Source organism: Haloactinospora alba (assembly GCF_006717075.1).
In the GTDB taxonomy this organism is placed as follows: domain Bacteria; phylum Actinomycetota; class Actinomycetes; order Streptosporangiales; family Streptosporangiaceae; genus Haloactinospora; species Haloactinospora alba.
This window is the reverse complement of sequence record NZ_VFQC01000001.1, coordinates 1,668,418-1,686,295: the sequence shown is the minus strand read 5'-3', so window position 1 is coordinate 1,686,295 and position 17,878 is coordinate 1,668,418. Positions and strand designations below refer to the sequence as shown.

Annotated in this window: 23 protein-coding genes; 7 read left to right on the top strand and 16 right to left on the bottom strand. The window is 67.8% G+C overall.

What is annotated here, in order from left to right; genetic code table 11:
• Window positions 1-20 precede the first annotated feature (20 nt).
• Together FHX37_RS07590 and FHX37_RS07585 are read right to left on the bottom strand one after the other, a co-directional pair.
• The gene (locus FHX37_RS07590; RefSeq protein ID WP_141923107.1) at window positions 21-1,673 is read right to left on the bottom strand and encodes a PEP-utilizing enzyme; all 1,653 of its coding nucleotides are present in this window, start codon (window positions 1,671-1,673) and stop codon (window positions 21-23) included.
• Complete coding sequence (locus FHX37_RS07585; RefSeq protein ID WP_170181522.1) at window positions 1,619-2,773, bottom strand: PEP/pyruvate-binding domain-containing protein; 1,155 nt, start codon at window positions 2,771-2,773, stop codon at window positions 1,619-1,621. Before FHX37_RS07585 ends, FHX37_RS07590 begins: the two co-directional genes overlap by 55 nt.
• Window positions 2,774-2,963: 190 nt before the next feature.
• On the opposite strand from FHX37_RS07585, the gene FHX37_RS23180 reads away from it, so the two are divergent.
• The 4 genes from FHX37_RS23180 (at window position 2,964) to FHX37_RS07575 (ending at window position 5,897) form a co-directional block, all read left to right on the top strand.
• Window positions 2,964-3,194, top strand: a complete 231-nt coding sequence (locus FHX37_RS23180; protein ID WP_211351767.1) for a helix-turn-helix domain-containing protein — start codon at window positions 2,964-2,966, stop codon at window positions 3,192-3,194.
• A gap of 118 nt (window positions 3,195-3,312) precedes the next feature.
• Entirely contained in the window at window positions 3,313-3,609 is a 297-nt protein-coding gene (locus tag FHX37_RS23175; protein ID WP_211351766.1) for a hypothetical protein, read from the top strand.
• Between the two features lie 16 nt (window positions 3,610-3,625).
• Entirely contained in the window at window positions 3,626-4,318 is a 693-nt protein-coding gene (locus FHX37_RS23170; protein WP_211351765.1) for an RNA-guided endonuclease InsQ/TnpB family protein, read from the top strand.
• Window positions 4,319-4,553: 235 nt separating this feature from the next.
• Complete coding sequence (locus tag FHX37_RS07575; protein WP_141923103.1) at window positions 4,554-5,897, top strand: DUF2252 domain-containing protein; 1,344 nt, start codon at window positions 4,554-4,556, stop codon at window positions 5,895-5,897.
• A 282-nt stretch (window positions 5,898-6,179) separates the two neighbouring features.
• Here the strand turns inward: FHX37_RS07575 and FHX37_RS07570 are convergent, their stop codons facing one another.
• The 7 genes from FHX37_RS07570 to FHX37_RS07545 all read right to left on the bottom strand — a co-directional run bounded on the left by FHX37_RS07570 (window position 6,180) and on the right by FHX37_RS07545 (window position 9,756).
• Complete coding sequence (locus FHX37_RS07570) at window positions 6,180-6,515, bottom strand: FAD-dependent oxidoreductase (protein WP_170181521.1); 336 nt, start codon at window positions 6,513-6,515, stop codon at window positions 6,180-6,182.
• A gap of 11 nt (window positions 6,516-6,526) precedes the next feature.
• Window positions 6,527-6,805: an FAD-dependent oxidoreductase gene (locus tag FHX37_RS22750; protein WP_170181450.1), complete on the bottom strand. Its 279-nt coding sequence runs from the start codon at window positions 6,803-6,805 to the stop codon at window positions 6,527-6,529.
• Window positions 6,747-7,460 carry a flavin monoamine oxidase family protein gene (locus FHX37_RS07565; protein ID WP_170181520.1) on the bottom strand — a complete coding sequence of 238 codons (714 nt, stop codon included), beginning with the start codon at window positions 7,458-7,460 and terminating at the stop codon, window positions 6,747-6,749. The genes FHX37_RS22750 and FHX37_RS07565 overlap by 59 nt, the downstream gene beginning before the upstream one ends.
• Window positions 7,450-8,169: a cation diffusion facilitator family transporter gene (locus tag FHX37_RS07560; RefSeq protein WP_141923097.1), complete on the bottom strand. Its 720-nt coding sequence runs from the start codon at window positions 8,167-8,169 to the stop codon at window positions 7,450-7,452. Before FHX37_RS07560 ends, FHX37_RS07565 begins: the two co-directional genes overlap by 11 nt.
• Complete coding sequence (locus FHX37_RS07555; protein WP_141923095.1) at window positions 8,169-8,504, bottom strand: ArsR/SmtB family transcription factor; 336 nt, start codon at window positions 8,502-8,504, stop codon at window positions 8,169-8,171. The genes FHX37_RS07560 and FHX37_RS07555 overlap by 1 nt, the downstream gene beginning before the upstream one ends.
• A 136-nt stretch (window positions 8,505-8,640) precedes the next feature.
• The gene (locus tag FHX37_RS23165) at window positions 8,641-8,817 is read right to left on the bottom strand and encodes a hypothetical protein (protein WP_211351764.1); all 177 of its coding nucleotides are present in this window, start codon (window positions 8,815-8,817) and stop codon (window positions 8,641-8,643) included.
• Between the two features lie 246 nt (window positions 8,818-9,063).
• Window positions 9,064-9,756, bottom strand: a complete 693-nt coding sequence (locus tag FHX37_RS07545; RefSeq protein WP_211351763.1) for a class I SAM-dependent DNA methyltransferase — start codon at window positions 9,754-9,756, stop codon at window positions 9,064-9,066.
• Window positions 9,757-9,952: 196 nt separating this feature from the next.
• On the opposite strand from FHX37_RS07545, the gene soxR reads away from it, so the two are divergent.
• Window positions 9,953-10,450, top strand: a complete 498-nt coding sequence (soxR, locus tag FHX37_RS07540) for a redox-sensitive transcriptional activator SoxR (protein WP_141923093.1) — start codon at window positions 9,953-9,955, stop codon at window positions 10,448-10,450.
• A gap of 133 nt (window positions 10,451-10,583) precedes the next feature.
• On the opposite strand, the gene FHX37_RS07535 is transcribed toward soxR, so the two are convergent.
• Window positions 10,584-11,567 carry a zinc-binding dehydrogenase gene (locus FHX37_RS07535; protein WP_141923091.1) on the bottom strand — a complete coding sequence of 328 codons (984 nt, stop codon included), beginning with the start codon at window positions 11,565-11,567 and terminating at the stop codon, window positions 10,584-10,586.
• Window positions 11,568-11,873: 306 nt separating this feature from the next.
• Between FHX37_RS07535 and FHX37_RS07530 the strand changes: the two genes are divergently transcribed.
• Window positions 11,874-12,518 (top strand): VOC family protein, encoded by a 645-nt coding sequence (locus tag FHX37_RS07530; RefSeq protein ID WP_141923089.1) that lies wholly within the window; start codon window positions 11,874-11,876, stop codon window positions 12,516-12,518.
• 277 nt (window positions 12,519-12,795) lie between these two features.
• Here the strand turns inward: FHX37_RS07530 and FHX37_RS07525 are convergent, their stop codons facing one another.
• The 3 genes from FHX37_RS07525 to FHX37_RS07515 all read right to left on the bottom strand — a co-directional run bounded on the left by FHX37_RS07525 (window position 12,796) and on the right by FHX37_RS07515 (window position 14,222).
• Entirely contained in the window at window positions 12,796-13,059 is a 264-nt protein-coding gene (locus FHX37_RS07525) for a hypothetical protein (RefSeq protein ID WP_170181519.1), read from the bottom strand.
• Between the two features lie 230 nt (window positions 13,060-13,289).
• Window positions 13,290-13,679: a VOC family protein gene (locus tag FHX37_RS07520; RefSeq protein WP_141923085.1), complete on the bottom strand. Its 390-nt coding sequence runs from the start codon at window positions 13,677-13,679 to the stop codon at window positions 13,290-13,292.
• Window positions 13,680-13,730: 51 nt separating this feature from the next.
• Window positions 13,731-14,222 (bottom strand): hypothetical protein, encoded by a 492-nt coding sequence (locus FHX37_RS07515; protein WP_246062176.1) that lies wholly within the window; start codon window positions 14,220-14,222, stop codon window positions 13,731-13,733.
• A 305-nt stretch (window positions 14,223-14,527) separates the two neighbouring features.
• Here FHX37_RS07515 and FHX37_RS07510 point away from each other — a divergent pair, with 305 nt between their 5' ends.
• Window positions 14,528-15,442: an alpha/beta fold hydrolase gene (locus FHX37_RS07510; RefSeq protein WP_141923082.1), complete on the top strand. Its 915-nt coding sequence runs from the start codon at window positions 14,528-14,530 to the stop codon at window positions 15,440-15,442.
• 177 nt (window positions 15,443-15,619) lie between these two features.
• Here FHX37_RS07510 and FHX37_RS07505 read toward each other — a convergent pair whose 3' ends face one another.
• The 3 genes from FHX37_RS07505 to FHX37_RS07495 form a co-directional block, all read right to left on the bottom strand.
• Window positions 15,620-16,084 (bottom strand): DUF3592 domain-containing protein, encoded by a 465-nt coding sequence (locus FHX37_RS07505; protein ID WP_170181518.1) that lies wholly within the window; start codon window positions 16,082-16,084, stop codon window positions 15,620-15,622.
• A gap of 109 nt (window positions 16,085-16,193) precedes the next feature.
• On the bottom strand, window positions 16,194-16,862 hold the full coding sequence (gene def / locus FHX37_RS07500; RefSeq protein WP_141923078.1) for a peptide deformylase: 669 nt from the start codon (window positions 16,860-16,862) through the stop codon (window positions 16,194-16,196).
• A gap of 403 nt (window positions 16,863-17,265) precedes the next feature.
• On the bottom strand, window positions 17,266-17,697 hold the full coding sequence (locus tag FHX37_RS07495) for an SMI1/KNR4 family protein (RefSeq protein WP_141923075.1): 432 nt from the start codon (window positions 17,695-17,697) through the stop codon (window positions 17,266-17,268).
• Between the last annotated feature and the right edge of the window lie 181 nt (window positions 17,698-17,878).

Genomic DNA, 17,878 nt, shown 5'->3' with positions numbered 1-17,878 from the left:
CGGTCCTCGGTAACGTCGACTCAACCGCCGCTGTCCGGAAGGTCAGGCACGACAGTCACCGTCCCCGACACACCGTCGATCTCGACCATCTGCCCGTCCAAGACCCGCTGGTCCGCGTCCTCGACACCCACGACACACGGTCTGCCGTACTCGCGGGCGACCAACGCACCGTGCTGGAAGCTCCCACCAGTCTCGAGAACGACACCAGCGGCGTTGACGAACAACGGTGTCCATCCCGGGTCAGTGGCCCGAGCAACGAGAACCTCGCCGGGAAGCACGGGCTTCTCACCCACGTGCCCCAGCACCTTTGCCGGACCTCGTGCCACGCCAGCCGAGACACCCTCACCGACGAGCACACCAGGGCCTGCCCGCCTCACCACCGCGCGCGGTACGCGCCCGCGCGAATCCACCAGGACCGGGAACACGGCCCCCGGCCTCCGCTGGATCCCGCGGCGGTAACACGTGTTGTCGTGGGCCCTGGCACGCAGGTCCGGACCGGAAGCCTCGGTCACCGAACGCAGATCCTCGTAGGTCAGGTCGAAAACCTGCTCCGCCGAGTCCAACCAACCGTGCTCGACGAGTTCGCGCCCGGCCTCCAACGCACCACGACGCACCTGGTAGGCGACCCTCACCAACTGGTACTTGTGGATCTCCCGACAACCGCTGAACGCCTCGGCGGTACGGTACAGCTTCCTCACCAACCACGCCGTGAGCGGATTCCGGGTATCGGCAAGCAACCCACGGTAGGCCTCACGGCGCTGACGCTGACGGCGCCCGTGGGCCTGCTCGGGGGTCTCTTGCGTCGCCTCGTCGAGCTCCACGTACTGCCGCATCTGCTCGAGGACGATCCCGGGATCGTCACGGTACCGGGGCGAGGCGAGATCCAGCTCGTTCGGACCGCGGAACCCGTAGCTGTCCATGAACGCGTCCCACTCCCGCAGGAACACCTCCGGAAGGTTCCGCTCCCCGACCCGTCGGGCCAGAGTCGGCACATCAGCCATGGCCTGCCTTCCCACGGACTCCTCGAGCGACCGCGCGAGGCGGTACAGCGCCAGCCCCATATCGACAGTGACGTTGTGCGGCATCGAGCTCAACGCCACGTCGAGCCGCTGTCTCCGCTCCCCCGAAGCCCTCAGGTGCAGCAGCCGGAACAGCAACGTCGCCCCCTCCGCCGCGCACGTCAACGGCATCCCCTCACGAACAAGGAGGCGAACAGCGTGCCGCAGCGTCCCGTCACCAAGCTCCGGCAACGACCGCGCCGAACGCACCACCCCAGCCACGCGCTGGTGCTGCTGCTCCACGGCGGCCTCGTAGCGTCGCCAAGCGCGCTCGGGTGCCACCACCGCCTCCAGCGCCCTACCAACCGGTCCGGCCAAACGAGCGGCGGCACCCACCACCATGCGCGCGACGGGCGCTACCCCCGGCCTTCCGGCCGCCCGCACGTAACGCCGCGCATCGACGTTGCGCATGACCCGCGCTGCGTGAACGTCGAAAACCCCGAGCAGAGCAGCGAGCCGCTCCGTACCCAGCCACAGCATGTTCGACACGTTCACGTACCACCGACCGCCGACAGTGACCACCAGCCCGCCACCGTCCCTCGTCAGAACCCGCTGGCCGGTCATCTGCATGAACGCCTCGATGATGGCGCCCTCCAGCCACCGTGCACCGAGCACCGAGCACCGAGCACCGACAGCGGATCCTGCAGCCCTTCCTCGAACAGCGTGCTGTCCGCGTACAGCCTCCGGGGGGCATCCGGAGCCGTGCGGAGTTCCTCAGGCAAGGGGAAATACGTGGTGACCGGGCGCGCCTGCAACAGGTACAGCACACCCTCGGCGTCGAAAGTCCACTCCACATCCACGGGCACCGTGGTGAGTTCCTCGACACGGTGCGCCATGCGCGCGACCTCCACCGCCTGCCTGTCCGTCAGAACACACTGTTGGCGCTCGGGGTCGCGCCCGTCTCCGCCCGCCACCGACCCACCGCCGGGCAGAGCCCAGAGCACGGTCTCCTTGGCGCCGGTTCTCCTGTCAACGACCCGCCATCCGACCTTGTCCACAGTGAACCGGTCCGGAGTGGCCCCGCCCGAGACCACGGTTTCTCCCAACCCCCAGTTGGCATGCACCACGGCCTGGTCGTAGTCGTTGTTCCGCGGGTTCAGTGAGAAGGCGGCCCCCGCCGACGCGCTGTTGACCTGCTGTTGCACGACCACCGCGATCTCCACCCGGGCGGGGTCGAGGTTGTGCTGGCGTTTGTAGGAAACCGCTGCGAAGGCCATTCCGGAAACGAAGACCTCACGTACTGCTTCGGCCAGCCCTCCGGGTGTGACCCCCAGAAAGCTCTCGTAGATCCCCGCGAAGGACGCTTCCCACAGGTCCTCCTGGGGAGCCGACGAGCGTACAGCGAGCAGCCCATGGCCGGAGGTGGATCCCTCTCCCGGAAGGTCCTCCGCCACCTCGGACAACTGCCGCTGTTGAGCCTCGGTGAATGCCAGGCGTTCGCAGGCGATCTGCAGATTCCCAGCGCACTCCCGCAGTTGCTCACCTGCGGGGTCTCGCGCACCGACCGTCGCCACGAAAGCGCGCCACTCCGACCCGGCACGTAGCCGGTCGAGCCATGGTCGGAAAAAGGCCGTGGTCAGTACGACACCCGGCGGAACCGGCAACCCCGCCCGGGACATCTCGATCAGTGCTGCCGCTTTGCCACCCACCCGCACCGGGTCCGGTGTCCCGGCTGCTGTGAGCGGACACAGCACACCGTCGGCTCCCTCCCGCATATCCATCCCTCTGGCGCGAAGAGGTGGGGTTTCCTCTCCCCTACCCACAACAGGGGGTGGGAACTGTTCCTTATCGTGCGCGGGAACAGGCTAACCCGTGCTAATCTCACTACTCTCAGTGGCAATCCGGATGTCAAGGGCTATGTCGTAACGAGCTGTGCGGGGAGGTGGCAGGCGTGGGTGCGGGCTGGTGCGGGCGTATCAGTTCGCGTTGGATCCCACCCCGGCCCAGCAGCAGGCTCTGGCCTCGCACTACGGTGCGGCCCGTTTCGCCTACAACTGGGCCCTCGCCCGGATCAAGACGAATCTGGAGCAGCGCCGCGCGCAGCGCGAGTCCGGTGTGGGTGAGCGGGAGCTGACTCCCAGCGTGTCGTGGTCGGCCTACGGGGCTGCGCAAAGCCTTCAACCAGGTCAAGGGTGAGGTGGCGCCGTAGTGGGCGGAGAACTCTAAGGAGGCCTACGCCGGCGGGGCGGCCAACCTCGCCACCGCCCTGGCGGACTGGACCGCCTCCCGGCGCGGCACCCGTGCGGGGAAACGGGTGGGTTTTCCCCGGTTCAAGACGAAACGCTCGCGGTGGTCGTGCCGGTTCACCACCGGCAGCATCGGCCTGTCCCCTCGGGATTGCCGCCATGTGGCGCTGCCGCGCATCGGCACGGTGCGCACCCACGAGTCCACCCGCACACTCGCCCGCCACCTGGCCCGGGACACCGGCCGGATCCGCTCGGCAACGGTGAATTTCCAGCGCGGCCGGTGGATGGTCTCCTTCTCCACCGAGACCACCCCACGCGAGACCGCCCCACACCCCGGCGCGGCGGGGCGGCACAGTCGGCGTTGATCTGGGAGTGCACCACTTGGCGGTGCTGTCCACCGGCGAAACCATCGCCAACCCCACACACCTACAGCGGGCCCAGCGGGAGCTGCGCCGACTCCAGCGTCAAGCGTGCCGCCGTGTTGGCCCGAACCGGCGCACGGGACAGCGCCCCTCGCACCGGTGGCGTAAGAGTCAGGCCCGTATCGCCCGGCACCCCACCCGAGTGGCCAACGCCCGCCACGACGGGCTGCACCAGCTCACCACCCGGCTCGTGCGTGACCACGACACCCTGGTTATCGAGGACCTCAACGTCGCCGGGATGGTGACCAACCCCCAACTCGCCCGTCATGTGGCCGATGCGGGGATGGGTGAACTGGCTCGCCAGCTGGAGTACAAAACCCACGGGAGCCAGCGCCGGCTGGTGGTGGCCCACCGGTGGTTTCCCTCCTCCAAGACGTGTTCCGCCTGCGGCGTGGTGAAAGCCAAACTGCGCCCGTCCACGCGGACCTTTTCCTGTGATGCCTGCGGTCTGCGCCTGGACCGCGACCTCAATGCCGCCCGCAACCTCGCCCATCTGGTCGAGGAGGCGGGTGGCACGTCCACGGAGAGTTGCGCCGGGACGCTGAACACGCCCGCTGGAAACCCGCGTACGACCGCCGCACCCTCGGGTGTGTCGGGCAGCGGGTACCGCCACGGGACGACCCCACCCCAGGGTGGGGCCAACGCCGCGTAGCAATACGACGGCTCAGGAACACTTTTACACATTTCCTGAACGGTGGTGTCCCGAGACGTTGGCCAGGAAGGTGCGGGCGGCAACCGCGCCACAGGGAGAACGGAAACAGCCAAGTTCCTCGCACAGCGCGGGACAAACCGAGTTGACGCACACCCCCGCTCGGGACCCCTGATCCAACTCCCCAGGAGCCGCTCACTGTGGGAAACACGCACCAAATATCAGCCACAATAGGCCCATGGACGACCTTACGGACACCCTGCAGACCGAGGACTCCGAAGAACGCCGGAAAGCGATCGTTTCCACCCTCGTCGACGCGTTCTCCGAACTGATGAGCGCCAACCCCTCAGCGTTCCGCACGAAATTCCGGAAAATGGCCGCGGACCCGTTCGCGTTCTACCGGGGTAGCGCATGCCTGTTCTACGCCGACGTCGCCAAACTCGCCGACCCGTGGGCCGACGACCGTACCTCGCGCGTGTGGATCCAGGGGGACCTGCACGCCGAGAACTTCGGCACCTACATGAACGGCCAGGGCCGACTGATCTTCGACGTCAACGACTTCGACGAAGCCTACGTGGGTCACTTCACCTGGGACCTCCAACGCTTCGTCGCCAGCATCGCCCTCCTGGGGCGCCGGAAAGCCATATCCGACGCCGAGATCGGACGCCTGATCCCGATCTACGTCCGTGCCTACGTCGACCAGGTTCGGCGGTTCGCCCTGGCAACCGGCGACCAGGACTACTCGCTGCGGCTGGACAACACCGAGGGGGTCATCCACCAGACGCTGCTGCAGAGCAAACTACGCAGCCGGGCCCACATGCTGGACCGGGTCACCGAAGTACGCGGTTACGACCGCCGGTTCCGGGACGGGCCGGGAGTGCGGCAGCTGGGGAAAGAGGAGAAGGCGACGGTGCGCACGGCCTTCGAGAAGTACCAGGAGAGCATTCCGTACGACAAACGCTTCTCCAACATCGCCTACAACGTCAAGGACATCGTGGGCCGGAGCGGGTTCGGGATCGGAAGCGCCGGCCTTCCCGCCTACAACATCCTCATCGAAGGCTTCAGCGAAGCCCTGGACAACGACATCGTGCTGTCGATGAAGCAGGGCAACGTCGCCGCCCCCTCCCGGGTCGTATCCGACCCGCAGGTGGCTTCCTACTTCCCCCACCACGGCCACCGCACCGCTGTCTCCCAACGCGCCCTCCAGGCACACGCCGACCCGTTGCTGGGCTACACCGAGCTCGACGGGACCGGGTTCGTCGTCAGCGAGCTCGGCCCCTACAACGCGGATCTCGAGTGGGAGGAACTCACCGAACCCAGTGACATCGCCCCGGTCCTGGACTATCTCGGGCGTGCCACGGCGAAGGTGCACTGCGTCGCCGACCGCGACTCGGACCAGACCCTCGTGCCGTTCCATACCGAGCAGGCGTTGCAGAACATCCTGGACGGCCGCGAGGAGGAGTTCGTGGCCTGGCTCGTCGACTTCGCGCATTCCTACGCCCAGGTCGTCCGCAACGACCACCAGCTCTTCCTCGACGCGTTCCGCGAGAACCAGATCCCCGGGGTGCGTTCGACGGAGTGAGGAACAGTCCGTGGGTGAAACCGCACACTCACACCCCCTGCGGCCGCTGGGCGGGTGTCCCGGCCAGCGGCCGCAGGGGAAACCAACGGACAACGGACAGGAACGCAACCTCGGCACCCACGACGCGTTCGACCTCGACTGGAAACCGGTTGCCGAGGTCAACGGTTGGGCGCCGGAAGGACTACTGGATGGCTACCCCGACGAAGCTCCCTGGCGGCAGCCCAACGTCGGGCAACACGGATTCCGAGACCGCTCCACGACGGGTCCCTCGTTATCACCGCGTCAGGTCAGACGCGCACGGATCCTGGTCGCCACGCGGGTGCCGTCGGTGACGGCACCCTCCATCGTTCCGGGCCAGGTGCTGCGGTCGGCTCCGGCGAAATGCACGCGTTGGTGGTGGGTGCGTAAGGCGGGACTGTGCCGCGTGAGCTGCCCCGGCGCGAAGGCGGGATAACCGCCGTTGATGTGGGGCTCCTCGTGCCAGGCCAGGGCGGTAAAGTCCTCAAGGTCAGCCTCACCGAGACGGAGCAGGGCGAGTAGGTGCTCGCGCAGGCGAGCTGTCGGATCAGCACCGCGAGGACCGTAGGCGAATCCGATGGCGTGGTGGTTATCGGACATGACCAACGGCATCACAGCATCGCCGGCTGCCAGCGTTCTCCGGCGGGCCCCGGGGGGCAGGTGCGGCGGACAAGTTTGGTGATCGCGGGACTGGTCACCTGGCTGAGGAGGTCACCCTGAGCCGTGGGGAGCTCAGGAACGAAGGCGACACGGCCGGTTGTAGTCAGCGGCGTGCACACCGCTACCTGCCGCGCTCGCCAGACCGTACCGCCGGCGGTGTACACCGCGACCTCAGTCTTGTCCTGCTCGATGACCCGGACCGCGTTGCCGCGAAAAACGCGCGGAGCCATCCGTCATGCCAGACGCCGGGCCACTTCCTGGGCGCCTCCGGCGATGCGCCAACGGGTTTCGCGCCACAGCGCCGAGACGCCCGCCAGCGGGTTTCAACCAGGTCAGGAAAGCGAGAAGTGACAGTTCTCGGGGGTGTGCGGTGGAAAACGCCTGCGCGGCCGCTCCCAACAGTCGCGCGGTGTTGGCGCCGACCGGCGCTGTTTCCAGCCAGTGCCCCAACGAAACCGCGTCCATGCGTGGGGCTTGTGGCGCTTTCCACGGGGCTGCTGCGGGGAGGAGGGTACACAGGTGGTTCAGGCGTGCGGCCACAGCAGCCAGGCCAGTAGCGGTGGTCGGGCGTAGTGGCGGGTGTGTTCGTGGAGCCAGACGCACTCGCGAGAGTACAGGACCGGCAGGTTCCAGGCGCAGGCCGAGCGCGGCGACGAGCCCACGCAGGTGCACGTAGTCTTTGCCCACGAGCTCGCCGCCCATGTCGACCGTGCGCCCGGCCAACTCCCGGGATCGGGTGCGTCCCCCGACCTCGCCGGAGGCTTCCAGGACCACCACGTCGGCGCCTGCATGGTGCAGCTGTGTGGCGGCCACGAGGCCGCACAACCCGCCACCGACCACAACGGCATCGTGCAGCCGTTCCGGTACGGGAACCTCACTCGCCATGGCAGCAACCGCAGTCGGGGCCGCACGCGCACCCGTCATCTTCAGTGCCTGTGGTGGTCAGGGCGATACCGGCGGGTGCGCAGCAGGACTCTCCCCGCCATGCCTCACGTCCCTCCTTGACAGCCACGACAGCGATGAACAGGGCAACCAGCGGATCGGCCCACGCCCATCCCAACATGGCGTTGGCCAGGAGCCCGGCGAGGAGGACACCGGAGAGGTAGGTGCACAGCAGGGTCTGCTTGGAGTCGCTGACCGCGGTGGCAGACCCCAGCTCCCGCCCGGCGCGTCGCTGGGTCAGCGACAGCACCGGCATGATCGCCAGGGACAGTGCTGCCAGCACGATTCCGGTGATCGACTGGTCAGCCCCTTCCCCGCCGAGCAGAGAACGCGTGGCGTCGACAGTCACGTAGGCGGCCAGCGCGAAGAACGACACGGCTATCACGCTCAGTGCCCGTTTCTCGCGGGCCTGGCGCACAGCGCTGTCACGGGCGGAGAACTGCCAGGCCACAGCGGTGGCTGAGGACACCTCGATCACGGAGTCCAGGCCGAAACCGACAAGAGCGGTAGAGGAGGCCAGGGCGCCGGCGGTGATCGCCACGACCGCCTCGACGACGTTGTAGCCGATGGTCGCGGCCACCAGCAGGCGCACCCGCCGGATCAGCACAGCTCTGCGCGCGTCAGTGGCCACTGAGGGTCGGGGGGATCCCATCAGCAGCACCCGTCCTCGGAGGCGTCGGGGCAGGTGTTGTCGTTCTGCACGGCGAGAACGGCGGTGCGCAAGTCGTCGATAGCGTGGCCCAACCGGGAGTCAGCCAGTTCGTAACGCACCCGCCGCCCCACCGGAACGGCGACCACCAGCCCACAGTCCCGCAGGCAGGCGAGATGGTTGGACAACCGCGTGCGGCTTATATCCAATGTCCGGGCCAGGTCGGCCGGGTGTGCCGGGTTCTCCCGCAGCGCCAGGAGAATACGACAGCGGATCGGGTCCGCCAGCGCACGACCGAACCGGGCCAGAGCGTCAATGTCTGTGGCGAGCGTCAGCATACCAATAGAATACACAAAATCCTGAATTCAGTTAACCCTGAATTCAGGGTAGTCTCTGCCGCTTCACCACGGGAAGCAGAACACACATCTCGGCCATACGGTGACAGGCGTCCACCGAGCAGCGTGCTCGGGACAGTTAGCCAGCTGCGTCGTGGGTGGGTGTGCCGAGGGCGGCGCTTCGGGCGATGAGCTGCTGTTCCGGGGCGGCGATGCGGGACAGGGCGTCCCAGTCGAGGCTGGGATCGCCCGCGACGGGGTGGTGCAACGCCATCTTCCGACGGGCGACGTGGTGGGCCACCTCCTCGCGACGCAAGCCCGGAACCCGCCGCACCGCTCCGGTCTCGGGCAGACCCGCCTGCCGGTCCCGACTCGGCGCGTCGGGCTTTGAGGAACTCCCCCAGCTCGCTGCGGTGTGCGTTTCTGCTGCTCATGCACTCAGTGCCGCAACCACCGCCACACGTGTGCAGGGGAGGAATCCTGCCCCGGGGAGGTCTCGTCCCTCTACGTTCCGGCTTCCGCACCGACGAGCAGCCCGCCGACCGAACACACCCGGCCGAGGCTACGGCCGGGTGTGCACACTCACCGCGTACCCGCCTCCCTCGTAGGGGTCCGCGTCCCAGGTGGCGAACCGTTGCCGCAGCACCAGCCCTGCCCGGGAGCACCACGTGTCGTACTCGTCCAACGTGGTCGGGGCGAAGGAAAGCGGCAAGTGCTGCGTGTCCAACCCGAAACCGGACACCAGTACTCCCCCGGGCCGAAGCAGTTCGGCGAGCCCGGTGATCACGGTGGACTCCGTACCCTCGGCCAGGAGAGGAACCACATTGCCGGCCGCAATCACCATGTCGAACGCCCCCACGTCCAGACCGGTGACGTTGACCAGGTCAGCCTCATACCAGTCGATATCCGGGCGGGCCCGGCGCGCCTCAGCGAGCATGGAGGCGTCAGAGTCCACACCGACACACGTGTGGCCCTCGTCAACAAGCTTGGCCGCGACCCTGCCGGTGCCACAACCCGCGTCCAGAACCCGGGAGCCGGGAGCGAGACGTGCGGCGCAGAAGCGCGCCTCCCCGTGCACGTCCGCCCCCGACTCCGCCAGGTCGGCGAAACGCGCGGCATAGCGTGCCCCGTGGTCGCCACCAGTGATCTCGTCCCACCTGCTCCGTTGCTGGTCCAACGTCTCCTCCGTGCGGTGCTCGCCGCCGTCGCGTTCGCTCCGGTCTTCCGGTACGGGCCAGCAGCCGAGAGACCGCACGCGGGAAGCACCGCAGCCAGCGCCACCGCCCCCGAGCCTCGAGGCCGACCCTGTCCGACTGTATCCAGCCCCCTGGGCCCCGGCGGGGCACTCGCCACCCGAGAGGAAGGGGAAACGCCTCCCCAGCTGCGGAACCGTCACACGCCACGCGTTGGGTAGTCTCGCCGTTAGTTAGCGGGATCGTTGGGAGACTGACGTGGTACATGCCGTCTGGAACGCCAAGGAACTCACCGTAGGCCAGGTAGCGGAACGTAGCGGCGTTGCGGTATCCGCGTTGCATTTCTACGAACGGCGCGGTCTCATCCGCAGCCGCCGCACAGCGGGCAACCAGCGCCGCTTCCGACGCGACACGCTGCGCCGCATCGCCTTCATCCGAGTATCGCAGCGCGTCGGGATCCCGCTGGAACGCATCCGCGCTGCGCTGGCCGAACTCCCCGAGGAGCGCACACCCACCCGAGAGGACTGGGCCCGCCTCTCCGCGGGATGGCGCGAGGACCTCGACGCTCGTATCGAGCAGCTGGAACGCCTCCGCGACGATCTCACCGACTGTATCGGCTGCGGCTGTCTCTCCTTGGAGTCGTGCGTGCTGTCCAACCCCCACGACGAACTCGCTCAGGAAGGGCCGGGCCCACGTCGCCTGATGAACGAGTGCGCCCGCCCGGAGTCGGAGACCGAGACCTGCAGCGACCAGTGACCGAGTGTTCCGCGTTCTCCATGGCCTGTTGTTGTGCGTTCTTTGGCAGGGCAACGGTTCGGACGGCCCAGCGAGAACGTGATCGCGCGGCGCGGCCGGTCGAGCTTGGCGCGTGTGGTCAGGCCGCGCGGTATCAGGCGAGGAGCACCGTCTTTCCGGCAACGTTGCGGGCGGCGATCGCGGCGTGCGCGTCGGCGGCACGTTCCAGTGGCAGGGTTTGCCCGATGACCGGCTTTATCCGTCCTTCCGCCAGTTCGGACAGCGCTTGTTTAGCCAGCCGCGCCCAGTCCTGTGGGGTTATCTCGTCCTCGACACCCACCACGGTGACCTGACGGCGCTCGGCCTCGCCCGGATCGATAACGGCCACACCACCGGTTGCCGCACCGTAGGAAAAGAACCGTCCGCCGTCGGCGGTGGCGGCGAAGGCGGACCGACCCATCTGACCACCTGCACCGTCGAACACCACATCCACCCCCGAACCGTCGGTTGCCTCACCCACCAGCTCGGTCCAGCCAGATTCGGAGTAGTCGACCGCCACATCCGCACCCAGCTGACGAGCCTGCCGCAGCTTCCGCTCCCCGCGGGCAGCGGCGATGACCCGGGCGCCGGCCGCGCGCGCCAGCGGAACCAGCCAGACCCCGAGACTGCCACCCGCTGCGTTCACCAGTACCCGCTCTCCCGGCTGAAGGGCGGCCTTCTCCGCCAGACTCAAGGCCATCAGACCGTCGTGCAGACCCGCCAAGGCCCCCGACAGGTCAAGGCCCTCCGGCACCTCGAACACCTCACTGATTGGTGCTGCGGCCCGCTCCGCGCATCCCCCGCCGGCGTACTCACCCTCTCTGGCGGTACCGGCGACGACCCGCCGCCCGATCCAACCGGGATCCACGTCCCTGCCGACCGAACTCACCGTGCCAGCCACCCCGGTACCAGGAACGTACGGAGGCTGCACAGCGAAATGTTCGCGAAACGCCCCGCTGCGGAGCTGTGTGTCGAGGAACAGGACCTCAGTCGCGGACACGTCCACCACCACCTGCCCCACCCCGGCCACCGGGTCCGGTTGCTCGGTTGTCACCAATACCTCCGGGCCACCGAACCGTGTCACCTGGACCGCCCGCATACCTGCTCCTCCTTCGTTCCTGTTCCGAACGCCCCGTCTTCCGCCGAAGCTATAACCTCAACCAGAGTTAAGGTCAATGCGCTCGCTCGGTGAGGGGACACCACCCGGATCAGCCATCGGGCCATCACTCTCACCGAGGTGAGCGCTCGAACCCGCAGGCAGTGGTTTGGACCTGGTGCTGCCCCAACTCAGGGGCCCGACCCAAGCACGCCGGAAAGAGGCAATGGGCTGTCCAGGGACGTGAAGTGCACTAGGTTGTGACTATGGGTGCTTGTTGGCCTGGGAGCCGTGGCCTATCCTCGGGCCATGGTGCGACAGACCACTCGCCTTGGGGACCGGCAGGTCGATCTGGCCGATTGGCGGTGGTTGCTGGGGGCGCTGCGTGCGCGGTTCGAGACCGGCTCGTTCGGAGCGGGGGCCGAGTTCGTCGCCGCCGTGGGCCGACTCGCCGGCGCGGCCGACCATAGTCCCGACGTCGATCTGCGTGCGGGGCACGTCCAGTTCACGGTGCACAGCCACGAGGTCGGAGCAGTGACCGAACGGGAGATCCGCTTGGCCGAGCGGATCAGCGCGCTCGCATCCGACCAGGGGCTGGTCCCGCGCCCTGAGCAGCTCCAGGTGCTGGAACTGGCCCTGGACACGCCTGCCTCGGACACGGTGCTGTCGTTCTGGGCAGCCGTCCTCGGCGGTGCCGAGGCGGGCGGCGATGTCGTCGACCCGGCCGGAGGACTCCCGCCGCTGTGGTTTCAGACCACCGACTCGACCGCACCCGACCGGCAGCGCTTCCACCTCGACGTCACGCTCCCTCCGGACGTCGCCGACCGGCGGATCGCCGCAGCGGTCGCCGCGGGGGGACGCGTCGTCGACGACGGCCATGCCCCCGCCTTCGTCGTGCTGGCCGACCCAGACGGCAACCACGCCTGTATCTGCACCGAGCTGGGGCGGGACTGACCCCCGTCGGCACCGCCGCCGTCGAGACCACCGGCGATGCCGACCACGGCACCCGCCCGTTTTCGGCGAGCGCTACAGGCCCGGGCCGACACCATCTTGGCCGTCTCATCCAGCAGCGTGTTGGGGCTGACGCTGCCCGGCGCGTCCTTGATCCGGGCGACGACCCCGGTATCCTCCTGGCCGGCCGGCCCCTGTTCAGGGTCGTCGTCGGTCTGCGCGGCCAGCGTGTTCATCCGCTCCGGTACCTCGGTCCCGATGCACTCGGCCACCCGGGCCATCATCTGCTCCTCAGACCGCCCCGCTCGATGCGCTCGGACCGGCAGTGCTTGAGCGTCCGGTCGCGGACATGATCGAAGGAGCGCTCCTCGGCGCACACGTTCTCGATCAGCCACAGCGTGATCTCGTCGACGTCGGCCACCGAGCGCGGAACCGGTGGCCCGGCTTGGATCTCGGAGTGGTTGCGCTTGGCCGAGCGGCCCTGCCAGTCGTAGAACGCTACCTCGGAGGCCGCGGCCCCGATCGGGGAGACCACGTGCCCCACGACGTTGTCGGGTACCTCGCCCCGCCCGCGGACCAGCCGTCAGGCCATCCCCCACCGAGGTGAGCGCCCGAACCCGGCCAGACGGCTGCACTGGTCAATGACACAGGCGCAGCGCTGCAGGAAGTGGTTTGGGCCTGGCCCAGCCTCATACGTGTGTCCGGGACGGCGGGTGATAACCGCCGCGCGCGGCGCGCAGAAACCAGTTGCCCGGACCGCTCGTCGAACCGGCTTCAGGGCCGATACCGGATGGGGTGGTCCTCGGGAACCTCGACGACGTACAGCAGGAGACCGTCGGGATCATGCAGGTGCATCTCTATCAACCCCCACGGTTCCTGCCGCGGCTCGCGAACGATCGTGGCGCCACGCTCCGCCAGTTCCTCCTGGGCCGCTGCCGCGTCGGGAACCTGGATCCACAGCTGGGTGGCCGCGGGTTCGGGACGCTGCTCGGAGTGCCCCGACAGTTCGAGCAGCCCGCCGCCGAGGAAGAAAACGGTGCCCCGCTGCGGACCGGAGCCGAACTCCCGGTAGATGGCCAACCCCAGTACATCACGGTAGAAGGACCGGCTGCGTTCGAGGTTCGTGGGGCGCAGGATGATTCTGCTGCTGAGAACGTTCACCATGGGAACGAGGCTATGCGGCCGCCCGGTGCTCGCACACGGCGACGCGGGGTGTCAGCCGCGGCCGCGCACCGGTTCGAGTTCCTGCGCGGCGGCGACCCGGCGCAGTTCCCTGGGGCCCGGCCCCGGTGCGGGAACGAACACCCGCACGAGGAACCCCTCCGCAAGCACGACCACCGCCACCCATGACTGTCGCGTCGTGAGAACGGTGGCAGAGTGCGGGAGGTCGTCGAGGGTCATGGTCTCCTCCGACCATGCCGCGTCCTCGGGCAGGGAGAACGACTGGGCGCTGAGCGGGTCGCGCATACGTCGCTCCATGAGGTCACGTTCGCCGCACAGTCCCCGGACGTCCCGCTGACCGGGAGCTGTGTCCCGCTGCCACAGCCGGGTTGCGATCTCGACGTCAGGCCCGTGGTCGGGCCCCTCGGGTGTGGAACCGACGTCGACCACGACCTTGCTGGGTGTGCTCGCGCCGGGATCGAGGGTGGTGGAACTGATCCGTCCCTGTCGACGCTCACCGACAGGCAAGTACAACGGAACCACCATGAGTATGTCGGAAACAGACGTTACATGGTCGTCCATCGGGATCACGGACCTCTCACTGCCTCACGCGTCAACGGCACAGGCCGGGAACGCCGTCGCCCGGCCGCGCCCAGCCTATAGCCGGTGTTCCCGACGATCCCACGCAACGGGCTGGGACGTGTCGGGAGCACAACCGCGAGCGGGGAGACACCGCGTCGCGTCCTGGTGCTACCCGGCGATCAGTGTGACACAAATCTTCCAATGGTTATTGTCATGATTTACTCTCGGGCAGCACGACTGAACTCATCAGTAGCTCCGGAGGAACCGCCATGCCAACAACCAACCACCACGAAACGTCGGTCACGTCAGCCGACGGCACCCGCCTGCACGTCGAGGTGCACGGGCCCGACAACGCTCCCACCCTCGTACTCAGCCACGGCTGGACATGTGCCGTTCCCTTCTGGGCCCCCGTGACGCAGGCGCTCTCCTCCCACCTACGCGTCGTTCTCTACGACCAGCGCGGTCACGGACGCAGCGACCTGCCCCCACGCTCGGGATACAGCACCACCGCTCTGGCCGACGACCTCTGCGCCGTGCTGCAGGCCACGGTCCCCTCCGGAACGAAAGCCGTCATCGGCGGACACAGCATGGGTGGCATGACCATCATGGCAGCAGCACAGCGCACCCAGCTACGGGAACGAGCCGCCGCCGTCCTCCTGGCCAGCACCGGAAGCGCCGACCTTACCGAACGGGCCCGTGTTCTCCCCGGCTCCCACCGCTGGCCCAAAATCGGCGGTCTCGGCCACCGCCTTGTCCTGGGCGCCCCCCTACCGCTGGGCCCCGTCACCCCCCTGAGCCGCGCCGCTCTGCGCTACATGACCATGACCCCTGAGGCCAGCCCGACCGCGGTCGACGTCTGCGCACGGCTCGTACACTCCTGCCCGACAACCTCCCGGGCAGCGTGGGGCGGCGTCATGAGTGAACTCAACCTCGATACCGGGGTGCAGGCACTGGACATGCCCACCATCGTCCTGACGGGCACCGCGGACAAGCTCACCCCTCTCCCCCACGCCCACCGCATGGCCGGGATGCTGCCCGACTGCCGTGAGGTGGTGGAGATCCCCAACGTCGGGCACATGACTCCGATGGAGGTTCCCAACCGCGTCTCCTCCGTCCTCTCCGAACTCGCCGCCACCCACCTGGACGCAACACCCCCGGCAACGGACGGGAAACAGAAGGCGTGACGGGCTCGCTGGCAACAGTGCGGCCGGTCAGACCGTCGACCTCGGGAAACGGGCGGCACGGAACAACAAGGTAGGCGAGGTTGGACCCCGCCGCCTGCGGAGCCAACTACCGACCAGCCCCGCAGGCGGCGCCGAGAACCCGCGGTGGGGAGCACGGGCCACGGACCGGTGCTCCTCCTACTTGCGCAATCTCATCATGACCCCGCCGACCGCGGTGATGACAACGCCCACCACCACGACGACGAGGCCGGCGTACCAGGCGAGGTCATAGGCCCCCGGTTCCGTGCTCCGGGGGGTCACGACATGCTCGGGCTCGTCCGGAGCGTAGGCCACGGTGAGGCTCTCCCCCTCGTGGTAGTCGTCCGTGCCCAACCCGTACAGCTGCATGTCCCGGTAGGATTCCTGCTCCACCGTGTAGTCGACGTACACGGTGATGTCCTTCCCGACCCGGTCCCCGTCGGAGTCACGCTCGATGTCGACATCACGCTCTTCCACGGTCGCCTCGACGCGTTCGGTGTGGTCGGTGTAGTCGGTCATACCGACGAACAGGGCGACGCACCCCACGAGAAGAACGATCAGTCCGACCCCCAGCACACTGGCCTGGGGGCTGAGACGCTTTCGGGTTGCTCGCAGCTTCGCCATCATTCCTCACTCGGGCAGGGGATCGAAACACAGTCTCCGACGTGGCGACGGATGGACCAGTTCCCTGCCCACACAGGCACTGCGGAATGACGGGGGAATCCCCGAACGCCTACTGGAGCATGTTGGCGGCGTTTGCCTCCCGTTGCGCGAACACCTCGGGGGCCATTTCCTCCATCTGCTTCAGCACCTTCTTGCGGTCCCGTTTCGTCAGCCGGTCGACATAGAGACGGCCGTAGGTGTGATCCGTTTCGTGCTGCAAGCAGCGAGCGAAGTAACCAGTGCCCTCGATCACCAGCGGTTCCCCCTCCCTGTCGTAACCGCGCACGACCGCCGTCTCGGCACGGGGGAGCTCAGCATGGGGACCGGGAACCGACAGGCACCCCTCGTTGTCCACCACGAGAGGGTTTTGCTCGGGGTCACGCTCGTCCAGCACGGGGTTGACCACGTGCCCTACGTGGCGCACTCCCTCGTCGTCCGGGCAGTCATAGACGAACACCCGCATGTCCACGGCAACCTGGCTGGCCGCCAAACCGACACCTTCGGCGACATACATCGTGCGGAACATGTCGTCGATGAGCTGGGAGAGTTCCGACGTAGCGAACTGCTCACGCGTCACGTCCGCACCGCGCTGATGCAGTACGTCCTCCCCAGCCACCGTGACCCGCAGCACACGCCCCCGCTCGGCTTCAGGAGCGTAGTCCGGATACGTGTCAACAGGGGAACCCTGGACCCGGACCCCCGCATCGCCGCTACCGCCGGTTGTGGTCTGCTCGGACATGGGTGACTGGCCTTTCCGACGTCGAAGCTCCTGTTGACCGTCAAACACGCGACGATCACCGCAAAATAGCACAAACCCCAGGTCACACCGCCACTTACCGTGCCGCGGCTCAGTAGTGCCCCGGGGGACGTAACGTGTCGGCGCCCGGACGGACGAAGACCGCGGTACGGGTGCGCGCTGCAGGCCCGGCCCCCGGCTCGGTCCCGTCGCTGGCGGGGTCGAGCCCGACGTGGCCCCGTCCCGCGGGCCACGAACAGGTCACGGCGAGGCACCGCCATCCGCCCCGTGGGCGACTGGCGGGCACGAACCTCACGGCTCACCTCCCGGAGTGGTGGCTGGCGCCGGCAACGCCGGGCCTCAACCGCCCGAGCCGGATCCTCCTCCGACCGGGGTACGGAACCGGTCACGTGAACCACGCGTTCCCCTGGGTGAAGCACCGGATCAGGTAATCCCGCAGCGACGCGACGACCAACTGTCTCCGGTCGGTCTCGTGGTCCCACACCACGATCCCCGGACCGTAATCCGTGTGCACATAGGCAAATTGCGGCCCCATGTCACTGTCACCGAAGAAGATCATCTCGTCGAAGGGAGCGTACAGCTGCAGATAGTCGGGTTCTGACCTGATCGCGAGGTTGTCCTCAACCAGCCGCTCAGCCGACCATACGACGGCGTCACCATAGTGGTTGCGCACTCCGTCGGTCTCCCCCAGCAGCGAGGCGAGTTCGAAAGGCAGCGGGAGCCCCAGCTCCCGTTCCACCTCGGCGATCATCGCCTCATCCGCCGGGGCGGGCAGCTGCCCCTCCGGATACAGTTCACCAATCAGTTCACGCCACACAGGTGAATCATCACAGCTCGAAAGGTATTACGGGAAACCAGCCCGTTCCCTCCCGCCGGATAGCGCTGTACCTTTCGCATCCCGTCGGGTCCGACCGACTCTACGAGGGATGGAATACGAAACCCTTCGTCCCTGTTGGGCAGGGGTGCGGGCCGGTGCGGTACTAAGTGTCCCCGGGCTC